Here is an 11,737-nt window from a genome sequence, read left to right as displayed (position 1 = left end):
CGTCATCGCGCTGGCATTTTTCACTAACGCAATGGCGCTTCGCGTAACGCCTGGCGGATAAAACCGTTGTTATGGCGCAGCAGCGCCTGCGCCTCTTCTGCCTGTAACCCCGCCAGCACCATCACAATTGCGGTTTTACAGTGCCCCTGACAGGCGGCCAGCGCCTGCTGAGCCGTAGCATCATCGCATTCGGTCGCCTGTTTAACGATGTTAATCTGCCGCTGTACTAACTTCTGGTTGGTGGCTTCCACATCCACCATCAGGTTGCCATAGACCTTGCCGCTGCGGATCATCGCACCGGTTGTCAGCATATTCAGCACCAGCTTCTGCGCCGTACCTGCTTTCATGCGCGAGGAACCGGTCACCACTTCCGGCCCCACAACCGGCGTCAGCGCCACATCTGCCACCAGAGCCATCGCGCTGTTCGGGTTGCAGGTTAATGCGGCGCTAAAAGCCCCCTGCTGTTTTGCATACTCGAGCGCACCCAGCACATAGGGCGTGCGACCGCTGGCAGCGATGCCGACCAACACATCGTGGCTGCTGAACTGGATATCTCGCAAATCCTGCGCACCTTGCTCATGATTATCCTCGGCATTTTCCACCGCCTGCAAAATCGCCGTGTGTCCGCCGGCAATCAGACCGACCACCTGGCTGCGCGGTGTGCCAAAGGTAGGCGGGCATTCACTGGCGTCAAGAATGCCGAGTCGACCGGAGGTTCCGGCTCCACAATAGATCAGACGACCTCCCCGGCTAAAGGCGGCGGTGATGGCATCCACCACTTGCGCAATCTGCGGCACAATCGCCTCCACTGCCAGCGCAACTTTCTTATCTTCGTCATTGATAACACGCAGCATCGCTTCCGTCGGCAGCTCATCAATGTGCTGGCTGGCCGGGTTACGCCCCTCAGTGATCATCTGGCTGAGATCGATTTTCATACAGGCTCCCGAAAGAATAATTTATTCGTAAAACTATATATCAAACTGAATTGTTAATTCACCCACTGCGAGGGGAAATTTTTGCGTTTTGCGCCGAGCAGACATAAAAAAACCCGCCGGATGGCGGGTTTGTCGTCGAATCGTTATGCCGCGTTTTGCATACGCAGCTGTCGCTCGTAAGCGGCGGCCTGTTCAGTATCGAACTGGTCTTCCCAGCGGGCGATCACTAATACCGCCAGCGCATTGCCGATCACGTTCAGCGCGGTACGCGCCATGTCCATGATGCGGTCAACACCGGCAATAAACGCCAGACCTTCCAGTGGAATACCGACACTTCCCAGCGTCGCCAGCAACACCACGAAAGAGACTCCCGGCACGCCTGCAATCCCTTTCGAGGTCACCATCAGCGTCAGCACCAGGATGATTTCATCGGTCAGCGACAGGTCAATGCCATACAGCTGAGCAATAAAGATCGCGGCAATGCTCTGGTACAAGGTCGAACCGTCGAGGTTAAACGAATAGCCGGTCGGCACCACAAAGCTGGTAATGGCCTTGGGTGCGCCGTAGGCTTCCATCTTCTGCATAATGCGCGGCAACACGGTTTCCGAGCTGGAAGTGGAGTAAGCCAGAATCAACTCATCCTTCAGAATGCGCATCAGGGTGGTGATACGCAGTTTGCAGAAACGCGCCACCGCACCCAACACCACAAAGGCGAAGAACAGAATCGCCACATACACCAGCAACACCAGTTTGGCGAGTGGCCACAGCGAAGCAAAGCCGAAGTTGGCAATGGTGACGGCAATCAGCGCAAACACACCGACCGGCGCGTAACGCATGATCATATGCGTCACTTTAAACATGGTTTCAGAAACCGAACGGAACAGCCCCACCAGCGGATCGCGATGTTCCGCAGGCAGTGACGACAGTCCCAGACCAAACAGCACCGAGAAGAAGATAATCGGCAGCATGTCACCTTTCACCAGCGAGGCAAAAATGTTCTGTGGGATCAGTGACAGAATGGTGGTCACCAGGCTGTGCGGTGCGCCCTGTACCGCCTGGGTAGTGGCTTCGTATTTAGAGATGTCCACCGTTGCCAGCGTTGACATATCAATGCCGCTGCCGGGTTGGAATACGTTGGCCAGCGTGATGCCGACCACAATGGCAATGGTGGTGATCACTTCAAAATAGACAATGGTTTTGACGCCAATACGTCCGAGTTTTTTCGCATCACCGACGCCAGCAATGCCGACAATCAATGAGGAAACCACAATCGGCACCACAATCATCTTAATCAGATGAATGAAGATATCGCCCGCCGGGCTGAGAATATTGGTGATTAACCATTCACGATCGTCCGGCTGATTATGCAGCACCGTACCGACCACCACGCCCAGAATCAGCGCAATCAATATCTGCCAGGCGAGGCTGAGTTTAAAACCTTTCATAACGCGTTATTTCCTCAGTTAAAACCCCTTTGCTCTGCTGCGAAGGTGCAGAAAACAATACACACAGGGAAGTGAGCAAAAGCCCGATAAAATAGAGGGTTATTATCGACTGCATCCGGTACTACCTTGCGCGCATTTTGCACGCGTCCTGTGATGCAGCCTGAGTGGATACTGGCTTGCCAGGGGCGAGATAAGTACCATTTTCACTACGGTAAATGCAACCCCTGGCGGGTTCGCTTAAATCTTATCCGTCGCTGTAGCATAAAATGCTGATTCAGTAAGAAAACCATAACTCGCTGTTATGAAAAGTTTTAATTCGATAATTTTCCGCATAGCTATGCATAATCGCGCAAAAAGCCAGCGGGCGCGTTTGCTGCTATTTTGTTCAGAAATTTCTCAGCATTGGCTCACAGCACGCCGCCACAGCGCCTGAGGATTCTGTGATATTTGCCGGATGAATACCCACAGGCTTAGGCCGTGATCCAGTCTGCAAAACCGAAACAAAGCCGCAGGGCCAGGCTTCAATTAACTATTGATTGACATATGATTAACATCTTCAAGGAGGTCAGCCATGAGCCAAATTCACAAGCACCCCGTTCCTGCTGCAATTGCCGAAAACGCCCTGATTAATGCAGAGCAATATGCAGCGATGTATCAACAGTCGGTTGACGATCCCGAAACCTTTTGGGGCGAGCAAGGCAAAATTCTCGACTGGATTACCCCTTATAGCAAAGTGAAGAACACTTCCTTTGCCCCGGGGAATGTCGCCATTCGTTGGTATGAAGATGGCACGCTCAATCTCGCGGCCAACTGCCTTGATCGCCATCTGGCAAGCCGTGGCGACCATCCTGCCATCATCTGGGAGGGCGATGACGCCAACGAGAGCAAAACCCTGACGTTCCGTCAGTTGCATGCTGACGTGTGTCGCTTCGCCAATGTACTCGGCAGCCTCGGCGTGAAGAAAGGCGATGTGGTCGCCATTTATATGCCGATGGTGCCGGAAGCAGCGATAGCCATGCTGGCCTGTGCGCGCATTGGTGCGGTGCATTCCGTGATTTTTGGCGGTTTCTCACCCGAAGCCGTCGCTGGACGCATCATCGACTCGAACGCCAAACTGGTGATTACCGCAGATGAAGGCATCCGCGCCGGACGCGGCATCCCGCTGAAGAAAAACGTCGATGACGCGCTGAACAACCCGAATGTCACCAGTGTGAAAAACGTGGTGGTATTTAAACGCACCGGTAAAGATACCGGCTGGCGTGAAGGACGCGACCTGTGGTGGCATGATTTGATGGCTGATGCCGCCGATCAACATCAACCGGTGGCGATGAATGCGGAAGACCCGCTGTTTATTCTGTACACCTCCGGCTCCACCGGCAAGCCGAAAGGCGTGCTGCATACCACCGGCGGTTATCTGGTGTATGCCGCGACCACCTTTAAGTATGTATTTGATTATCATCCTGAAGATGTTTACTGGTGTACCGCCGATGTCGGCTGGGTTACCGGACACAGCTACCTGATTTATGGCCCACTGGCCTGCGGTGCCACCACGCTGATGTTCGAAGGCGTGCCGAACTGGCCGAAACCGAGCCGCATGGCAGAAGTGGTCGATAAACATAAAGTGACTCTGCTCTACACCGCTCCGACCGCGATTCGCGCCCTGATGGCCGAGGGCGATAAAGCCATCGAAGGCACCGACCGCAGCAGCCTGCGCATTATGGGATCGGTGGGTGAACCAATTAACCCGGAAGCCTGGGAGTGGTACTACAACAAGATTGGTGATGGCCGTTGCCCGATCGTCGATACCTGGTGGCAGACCGAAACCGGTGGTTTCATGATCACCCCATTGCCGGGTGCCATTGAGCTGAAAGCTGGCTCCGCGACCAAACCGTTCTTCGGTGTACAACCGGCGCTGGTCGATAACGAAGGCAATACGCTGGAAGGTGCAACGGAAGGCAATCTGGTGATTGTTGATTCGTGGCCTGGCCAGGCGCGAACCCTGTTTGGCGATCATGATCGTTTTGAGCAGACTTACTTCTCCACCTTCAAGAACCGTTACTTCAGCGGTGACGGCGCGCGTCGTGATGAAGATGGTTACTACTGGATCACCGGGCGTGTTGATGACGTACTGAACGTCTCCGGCCACCGTCTCGGCACCGCTGAGATTGAGTCAGCGTTGGTGTCGCATCCGAAGATTGCTGAAGCGGCGGTAGTCGGCATTCCGCACAGCATCAAGGGCCAGGCGATCTATGCTTATATTACGCTGAACCACGGTGAGGAGCCGTCGCCAGAACTTTACACCGAGGTGCGTAATTGGGTGCGTAAAGAGATTGGCCCGATTGCCACCCCTGACGTGCTGCACTGGACCGATTCGCTGCCGAAAACCCGCTCCGGCAAAATCATGCGCCGTATTCTGCGCAAGATCGCCACGGGCGACACCAGCAATCTGGGCGATACCTCGACACTGGCCGATCCTGGCGTCGTGGAAAAATTACTGGAAGAAAAACAGTCTATCAAAATGCCGTAACCGACATACTCCGGTGGCGAGATTCGGCCAGTCTCCTCTGGCTGCTCGCCACCAGTCCTGCCCTCCGTCGTACTCGTCAACATCGCACTTACTAAATAATTAGAACATTCAGTCAGTTAACATCACTTTCCGGTGAGGTTACTGCCTGCCTTGCCTCTGGAGAAACTGTGATGAACGAAGCCGTAAACCAACAGGAAGCTGTGTGGCAACAAATCGAGAGCAATCCACGTTTTCAGGAACTGGTGCATAAACGCCAGTCCTTTGCGTTGGTGCTTAGCCTGATCATGCTGGTGTTATACGTCGGTTTTATCCTGCTGATCGCCTTCGCCCCCGCCTGGCTTGGTACGCCGCTCCATCCCGGCACTAACGTTACGCGAGGCATCCCCATCGGCGTCGGTCTGATTGTGATCTCCTTTGTGCTGACGGGGATCTATGTCTGGCGTGCCAACGGCGAGTTTGATCGCCTGACCAAACAGATTCTGCGCGAGGTGAAATCATGAAGCGTCTGCTCCCGCTGTTCCTCGCTACCGCACCGCTCAGCGCCGTCGCGGCGGATGCCATTACCGGTGCGGTGCAAAAGCAACCGACCAACTACGAAGCCATTATTATGTTTGTGGTGTTCGTTGCCGCAACCCTGGGGATTACCTGGTGGGCGTCCAAACGTACCCGTTCGCGCAGCGATTATTACACCGCCGGTGGCAATATCACTGGCTTTCAAAACGGGCTGGCGATGGCGGGCGATTATATGTCGGCGGCCTCGTTTCTCGGGATCTCCGCCCTGGTCTACACCTCGGGTTATGACGGACTGATCTATTCGCTCGGCTTTCTGGTGGGCTGGCCGATGATCCTGTTTCTGATTGCCGAGCGTTTACGCAACCTTGGTCGCTATACCTTTGCCGACGTGGCCTCCTATCGTCTGGAACAAAAACCGATTCGCACCCTCTCCGCCTGTGGTTCGTTGGTGGTGGTGGCGCTGTATCTGATTGCGCAGATGGTGGGTGCCGGTAAGCTGATTCAGTTGCTATTCGGCCTCAATTACCACATCGCAGTGGTGCTGGTAGGCATCCTGATGGTGATGTATGTCTTGTTCGGCGGCATGCTGGCCACTACCTGGGTGCAAATCATCAAAGCGGTGTTGCTGCTGTTTGGTGCGACCTTTATGGCCATCATGGTGATGAAAGCGGCGGGCTTTAGTTTCAATACCTTGTTTACCGAAGCGATGGCGGTACACCCGAAAGGCGCGGCAATTATGCAGCCGGGCGGGCTGGTGAAAGACCCGATCTCCGCCCTGTCGCTCGGACTCGCCCTGATGTTCGGTACGGCCGGGTTACCGCATATCCTGATGCGCTTCTTCACGGTAGCCGATGCCCGTGAGGCGCGTAAAAGCGTGTTCTGGGCCACTGGCTTTATGGGCTATTTCTACTTCCTCACCTTTATTATCGGCTTCGGGGCAATTCTGCTGGTGGGGGCCAACCCGGCGTTTAAAGATGCCAGCGGCGCGTTGATCGGCGGCACCAATATGGCGGCGGTGCATCTGGCAGACGCGGTAGGTGGCAGCCTGTTCCTCGGCTTCATCTCTGCTGTGGCGTTCGCCACCATTTTGGCGGTGGTCGCCGGGTTAACGCTGGCAGGCGCATCCGCGGTTTCCCATGACCTGTATGCCAGCGTGATCCGCAAAGGCCATGCCACTGAGCGCGAGGAGTTGCGCGTCTCCAAAATTACCGTGCTGGTGCTGGGGGTGGTCGCCATTGCGCTGGGGATTTTGTTCGAGAAGCAAAACATCGCCTTTATGGTTGGCCTCGCGTTCTCCATCGCTGCCAGCTGTAACTTCCCGATTATTTTGCTGTCGATGTATTGGTCAAAACTGACCACGCGCGGGGCGATGATTGGCGGCTGGCTGGGCTTGCTGACGGCAGTGGTGTTGATGATCCTTGGGCCGACCATTTGGGTGCAGGTGCTGGGACATGCTGCACCAATCTATCCGTATGAGTATCCGGCGCTATTCTCCATGTTAGCGGCGTTTATCGGCACCTGGCTGTTTTCCATTACCGATCAGTCGGAACAGGGGGCTATTGAGCGTCGGCGCTTCCGTGGGCAGTTTATTCGCTCGCAAACGGGCGTGGGGATTGAGCAGGGGAAAGCGCACTGACGCCCTCACCCTAACCCTCTCCCACAAGTGGGAGAGGGAATATATAGTCCCCTCCCTCTCCCTTATGGGAGAGGGCCGGGGTGAGGGTCACAGCACGCAGAGGACTCTAACCGCAGAGGATTAAAAACGCAGTGACGCACCCACATACGGGCCATCGGCCAGCACGTTATCTTTGCGGCTGCCTTTGTTGTTCAGTTCGATGTACTGATAGCCCACGCGCACATTCAGCAGCGAGATCGGGGTAAAGCTCAGGCCGCCTGACACTTCCTGGTAGCTGTCGAGGTGATCAGAGAAGGATTCTGGCGCGTAGTAGTAACCGCCATACAGGCCCAACATGCTGTTGAAGTTGTACTGTGCACCGGCACCCACAGCCACGGCAAAACCGTCTTTACCATCTTCCGGGTGCGTAAACAGCGCTTTCGCCGTCGGTGCCAGACGCAGGTTACCAAAATCAACGTTGTAACCCAGGCCGAGGCCGTAAGTGCTGCCGTCGTGATCGCTGCGCAGCCAGTTGCCGTTGAGGAACAGACCCGGTGAGGTGGTACCGAGACCAAGGTTGAGGTTGGTGGTGTGTTCACCCACGTCAACACTGCCCTCAATCGCCTGCGCGCCGCTGCTCAGCAGAGCCAGACCCAGTACGCTTCCTGTAACAAGTTGCTTTAACATGTAATTCCACTCCATGAAGGACAATCAATTCGGCGGAAAGGGTAAACAGCCAGACGGCAGGAAACAACTTTATTTGGCAAGCTTTACGTAAACAGGAATGACAGGGGCACGCAAAACGGCCCTTGCGGGCCGTTAATCAGGCAACTCACACCTGCCACATCAGATGCCCCAGTAAGGGGGCAAGGATCACCGTCACCACACCAGAAAGCATCATCACCAGGCTGGAGACTACCCCTTCCTGCTGACCGATCTGGTAAGCGCGCGCCGTACCGGCACCGTGCGAGGCCGCGCCAAATCCTGCGCCCTTCGCCACACCTTGTTTGATTGCGATGCGCAGAAACAGAAAGTCCCCCACCGCCATACCAAACACCCCGGTGATCACCACAAACAACGCCACCAGATCCGGCTGACCGCCAATCGGCTTCGCCGCCGCCAGCGCAAACGGCGTGGTGATGGAGCGCACCGCCAGACTGCGCTGGATAGATTCCGGCAGCGTGAGCAATCGCGCCAGCCACACCGAGCTGCATACCGAAACCAGCGTTGCCGTCGCAACGCCCAAGCTGAGTGATAACCAGTGACGTTTGATAATCTCCTGGTTTTCATACACCGGCACCGCAAAGGCCAGCGTTGCCGGACCAAGCAACCACAGCAGCCAGTGGCTTTCTGCGATGTAATCTTTCCAGCTCACGTGGGTGATCAGGAGCAGCACCACCAATACCAGCGGCGTCATCACCAGCGGCATCAGCAGCAAAGTGCGCCAGCGCTGATACAAACGTTTGTTGAGGTAATAAACCAGCAACGTCAGCACCAGACAAATCAGGCTGATAATCAGGTCATTCATGATGTGCCTGCTTACGCGCCGCCCGCGCCAGTTCAAAACGGTACACGCGATCCACCACCAGTGAGGTGGCTGCCAGCACCAACAAGGTACTGATGCCAATCACCAGACAGATGCGCCAGCCCTCGCTGCGCAACAAATCGCTGTAGTTCACCACCGCCACCACCGCCGGGACAAAGAACAGCAACATCTCAGCCAGCAGCCAGTTGGCTCCCGCCTTCACCCAACGCAGCGGTATCACACGCGTCATAATTAACAGCAACAACAGCAACATGCCGACGACATTGGCAGGCAGCGGCAAATGCAGCCAGCCCACCAGTTTATCGCTGGCGATAAACAATCCCACGTACAGCAGTAGCTGTAGCGGGACGAAAACACGTTGCAGGATGTCCGTTCTGCGCGGACTCAATGCGAACGCCATTTTCCTCACCCCCCCGTAAATAAATCAGGTGTTCAGTATAAAACGCAGGCAGAGTGTGAAAAAAATGAATTAATATTATTCAAACTATGCCAATCAGGAATACTTCAATGGACGTCCGCGCCCTGCGTTACTTTACCGAAGTGGTACGCCAGCAAAGCTTCACTCGCGCCGCGCAGAAGCTCTACGTCACTCAGCCCACCATCAGCAAAATGCTGCGTCAGCTGGAAGAGGAGCTGGGCTGCACGCTGCTGCTGCGCGATGGCCGTAAGCTGCACCTTACCGATAGCGGCCAGGCGGTTTATCAACGTGGGCTGGCGATTTTGCAGGAGTTTCACCAGTTGGAAGCCGAGATCGGCGACATCAACCAGCTGAAGACCGGCGAGCTGCGGCTGGGTATTCCGCCGATGGTAGGGATGCAGATTGCCGGTTCCATCTCCGCCTTTCGCCGCCGCTATCCAGGCGTTGAGCTTAAAATTGCCGAGTTCGGCGGCCTGACGGTGCAGCAGGCGGTGCTGGATGGTAGCCTCGATATTGCGTTAACAGCACTGCCGGTGGACGCGGATTTGCCGCTGAATACGCTGGAATTGATGCACCATCCGTTGTGCGTCCTGTTGCCACGTACCGCCCCGTGGCTTAATCGTACCCATCTGGGCCTCGGTGAACTGGCGGAACATCCGTTACTGATTTTCAACGAAGAATTCTCCCTCAATCGCCAGCTCATGAAGGCCTTTCAACGTCTCGGGCTAACGGCGAATATTGCTGTCCGCAGTGGTCAGTGGGACTTTCTGGCGGCGATGGTACAGGCGGAAATGGGGCTGGCTATCCTGCCAGAGCCGATTTGCCAGCGCCTGGATAAGCAATCGCTACTGTGGTTGCCGCTGGAGTCGGAACTGAAGTGGAGTCTGGGATTGATCTGGCGGGAAGGCAGCTATTTGTCGCGTAGCGCTCAGGCCTGGATCGCCTGCTGTCGTGAGCACTGGCCGGATAATGCGCCGCGCATCTCGGTCTGATGCGCGGCGCAGTGGTTACTCTTCTTTCTCGATCAGCAACGCTTCCAGCAGGTCGAGATCGCGCAGCAATTTCTGCATGGTTTCGTTGGAGATTTGCTGGGTGGCGCGCAAATGATACACCTCAGCACGTTCCGCCCTGATCGCCGTCAGGCGGAAGCGGCGTTCAAGGTTTTCCGCAAACAGCGCCTGCTCCAGCTCCTCTTTACCCACCACGCGACGACGCAGATTACCAATCACCCGCAGGCTCACCTCTTTTAGCAGCTCAGGATCAATGTTCTCTTCGGTGTCTTTTTCCAGCCGCTCTTCCATCTTGTGCAGGCTGTCAATCGCCACGCTGGCCATCGCGGCACGCGCGCTTTGAACTTCACGGCGATGGCCCGCTTTGTCGGTGCTCTCCATGCCACGCAGCAGGATGGGCAGCAACACCACGCCAACCAGCAGCGAAAACAGGATCACGCCGGTTGAGATAAACACCAGTTCATAACGCGCCGGGAAAGGGTCACCGTTACTGAGGAACAGCGGAATCGACAGCACACCGGCGAGGGTAATCGCCCCACGTACCCCGGCGAACGAGGCAATCAGCAGTTCACGCAGCGAGTAACTGGCAAACTCCAGCGGCTTTTTCTTGAGGAAACGCAGGCTGGCACGTTTCATCATCCACAGCCAGCCAAAACGCACCACCATCAGCGCGGCATAGACCAGCACGATGTCAGTGAACAGCATCCACAGTTCAACATTAGGATCGGCATTCGCCTGTGCCACCGAGGCTTCAATGATGTCAGGCAGTTGCAGGCCGAGCATCAGGAACACCATGCCGTTGAAGACAAACTCCAGCATCTGCCAAACGCTGTTAGCACGCAGGCGCATCGCCAAGGGTGCCTGACGGATAATGCCGGAACGGGTGATGGTCATCCCGGCCGCCACCGCCGCGAGGATGCCGGAAACACCGAGATGTTCCGCAATCAGGTACGAGGCAAACGGCAGCAGCAGCAGTAATACGGTCTGGGTGGCCGGGTCATCACCGCTCCAGCGGCTCAGCAGACGCAGAGAACGGCCATACAGCCAGCAGACCGCGACACCGGCCACCAGGCCACCGACCGCGACTTTGAGGAATTCGACGCTGGCACCGCCCCAGGTGAAGACCATGGTGCCCATCGCCACGGCGACTGCAAATTTGAGTGACACCAGGCCAGATGCGTCGTTCATCAGGGCTTCGCCCTGCACAATCGACATGATTTTTTTCGGAATGCGCCCTTCCCCGACGATCCCGGACAGCGCCACTGCATCGGTCGGTGACAGCACCGCCGCCAGCGCAAAAGCCGGAATCAGCGGGATACCCGGCACCAGCCAGTAAATCAGATAACCGATACCCACCACGGTGATCAGCACCAGCACCAACGCCAGCCCGATGATCTCGCGTCCGTGATGCAAAAATTCGTTAATCGGTGTTTTCCAGCCGTCAGCGAACAGTAACGGCGGAATGAACAGCACCAGAAACAGTTCAGGATCAAAATCGACATGCAGACCAAAGGTCGGCCAGGCGAGCATTGCACCGGCAGCGATCTGCACCAACGGCAGCGGGATTTGAAACGGCAAGATGCGTGCCGCAACGCCAGACAGCGACACAACCAGTGTCATGATGAGAATGGTGAAGAAGATTTCCATGCTTTCCTTAGGCGAATCATTTTCGTTAATGCGATGTTGGAGCAACGGAAAGTGTAAAACAAAATGCCGCACGACTGGGAA

Annotated in this window: 10 protein-coding genes; 4 read left to right on the top strand and 6 right to left on the bottom strand. The window is 55.9% G+C overall.

The window, feature by feature from the left end; all coding sequences use genetic code 11:
* Positions 1 to 23: 23 nt before the first annotated feature.
* Together murQ and gltP are read right to left on the bottom strand one after the other, a co-directional pair.
* Positions 24 to 935, bottom strand: coding sequence for an N-acetylmuramic acid 6-phosphate etherase (gene murQ, locus PAT9B_RS01715; protein ID WP_013507525.1), 912 nt, complete (start codon positions 933 to 935; stop codon positions 24 to 26).
* Between the two features lie 143 nt (positions 936 to 1,078).
* A complete protein-coding gene (gene gltP, locus PAT9B_RS01710) occupies positions 1,079 to 2,380 on the bottom strand; it encodes a glutamate/aspartate:proton symporter GltP (RefSeq protein WP_013507524.1) in 1,302 nt (433 codons plus the stop codon).
* A 571-nt stretch (positions 2,381 to 2,951) separates the two neighbouring features.
* Between gltP and acs the strand changes: the two genes are divergently transcribed.
* From acs to actP, 3 genes are all read left to right on the top strand, one after another.
* Positions 2,952 to 4,907 (top strand): acetate--CoA ligase, encoded by a 1,956-nt coding sequence (gene acs / locus PAT9B_RS01705; RefSeq protein ID WP_013507523.1) that lies wholly within the window; start codon positions 2,952 to 2,954, stop codon positions 4,905 to 4,907.
* A 170-nt stretch (positions 4,908 to 5,077) separates the two neighbouring features.
* Entirely contained in the window at positions 5,078 to 5,407 is a 330-nt protein-coding gene (locus tag PAT9B_RS01700) for a DUF485 domain-containing protein (protein WP_013507522.1), read from the top strand.
* Positions 5,404 to 7,056 (top strand): cation/acetate symporter ActP, encoded by a 1,653-nt coding sequence (actP, locus tag PAT9B_RS01695; RefSeq protein ID WP_013507521.1) that lies wholly within the window; start codon positions 5,404 to 5,406, stop codon positions 7,054 to 7,056. The genes PAT9B_RS01700 and actP overlap by 4 nt, the downstream gene beginning before the upstream one ends.
* 120 nt (positions 7,057 to 7,176) lie before the next feature.
* On the opposite strand, the gene PAT9B_RS01690 is transcribed toward actP, so the two are convergent.
* The 3 genes from PAT9B_RS01690 to PAT9B_RS01680 all read right to left on the bottom strand — a co-directional run bounded on the left by PAT9B_RS01690 (position 7,177) and on the right by PAT9B_RS01680 (position 8,981).
* Entirely contained in the window at positions 7,177 to 7,722 is a 546-nt protein-coding gene (locus tag PAT9B_RS01690; protein ID WP_013507520.1) for a YfaZ family outer membrane protein, read from the bottom strand.
* Between the two features lie 145 nt (positions 7,723 to 7,867).
* Positions 7,868 to 8,563, bottom strand: a complete 696-nt coding sequence (locus tag PAT9B_RS01685; RefSeq protein WP_013507519.1) for an LrgB family protein — start codon at positions 8,561 to 8,563, stop codon at positions 7,868 to 7,870.
* The gene (locus PAT9B_RS01680; protein WP_013507518.1) at positions 8,556 to 8,981 is read right to left on the bottom strand and encodes a CidA/LrgA family protein; all 426 of its coding nucleotides are present in this window, start codon (positions 8,979 to 8,981) and stop codon (positions 8,556 to 8,558) included. The genes PAT9B_RS01685 and PAT9B_RS01680 overlap by 8 nt, the downstream gene beginning before the upstream one ends.
* Before the next feature lie 107 nt (positions 8,982 to 9,088).
* Here PAT9B_RS01680 and PAT9B_RS01675 point away from each other — a divergent pair, with 107 nt between their 5' ends.
* On the top strand, positions 9,089 to 9,991 hold the full coding sequence (locus PAT9B_RS01675; protein ID WP_013507517.1) for a LysR family transcriptional regulator: 903 nt from the start codon (positions 9,089 to 9,091) through the stop codon (positions 9,989 to 9,991).
* Positions 9,992 to 10,006: 15 nt separating this feature from the next.
* Here PAT9B_RS01675 and PAT9B_RS01670 read toward each other — a convergent pair whose 3' ends face one another.
* Positions 10,007 to 11,656, bottom strand: coding sequence for a Na+/H+ antiporter (locus tag PAT9B_RS01670; RefSeq protein ID WP_013507516.1), 1,650 nt, complete (start codon positions 11,654 to 11,656; stop codon positions 10,007 to 10,009).
* Positions 11,657 to 11,737 lie beyond the last annotated feature (81 nt).

Origin of the sequence: Pantoea sp. At-9b (genome assembly GCF_000175935.2) — a bacterium.
In the GTDB taxonomy this organism is placed as follows: domain Bacteria; phylum Pseudomonadota; class Gammaproteobacteria; order Enterobacterales; family Enterobacteriaceae; genus Pantoea.
Note: the sequence above shows the minus strand (reverse complement) of the source record. Positions and strands in the feature narration are given on the sequence as shown.

Bases quoted from the DNA above. Each gene is read 5' to 3' on its own strand.
- PAT9B_RS01690 (WP_013507520.1), bottom strand. From the start codon at position 7,722: ATGTTAAAGCAACTTGTTACAGGAAGCGTACTGGGTCTGGCTCTGCTG.
- PAT9B_RS01680 (WP_013507518.1), bottom strand. From the start codon at position 8,981: ATGGCGTTCGCATTGAGTCCGCGCAGAACGGACATCCTGCAACGTGTT.
- acs (WP_013507523.1), top strand. From the start codon at position 2,952: ATGAGCCAAATTCACAAGCACCCCGTTCCTGCTGCAATTGCCGAAAAC.
- PAT9B_RS01675 (WP_013507517.1), top strand. From the start codon at position 9,089: ATGGACGTCCGCGCCCTGCGTTACTTTACCGAAGTGGTACGCCAGCAA.
- PAT9B_RS01685 (WP_013507519.1), bottom strand. From the start codon at position 8,563: ATGAATGACCTGATTATCAGCCTGATTTGTCTGGTGCTGACGTTGCTG.
- actP (WP_013507521.1), top strand. From the start codon at position 5,404: ATGAAGCGTCTGCTCCCGCTGTTCCTCGCTACCGCACCGCTCAGCGCC.
- gltP (WP_013507524.1), bottom strand. From the start codon at position 2,380: ATGAAAGGTTTTAAACTCAGCCTCGCCTGGCAGATATTGATTGCGCTG.
- PAT9B_RS01700 (WP_013507522.1), top strand. From the start codon at position 5,078: ATGAACGAAGCCGTAAACCAACAGGAAGCTGTGTGGCAACAAATCGAG.
- PAT9B_RS01670 (WP_013507516.1), bottom strand. From the start codon at position 11,656: ATGGAAATCTTCTTCACCATTCTCATCATGACACTGGTTGTGTCGCTG.
- murQ (WP_013507525.1), bottom strand. From the start codon at position 935: ATGAAAATCGATCTCAGCCAGATGATCACTGAGGGGCGTAACCCGGCC.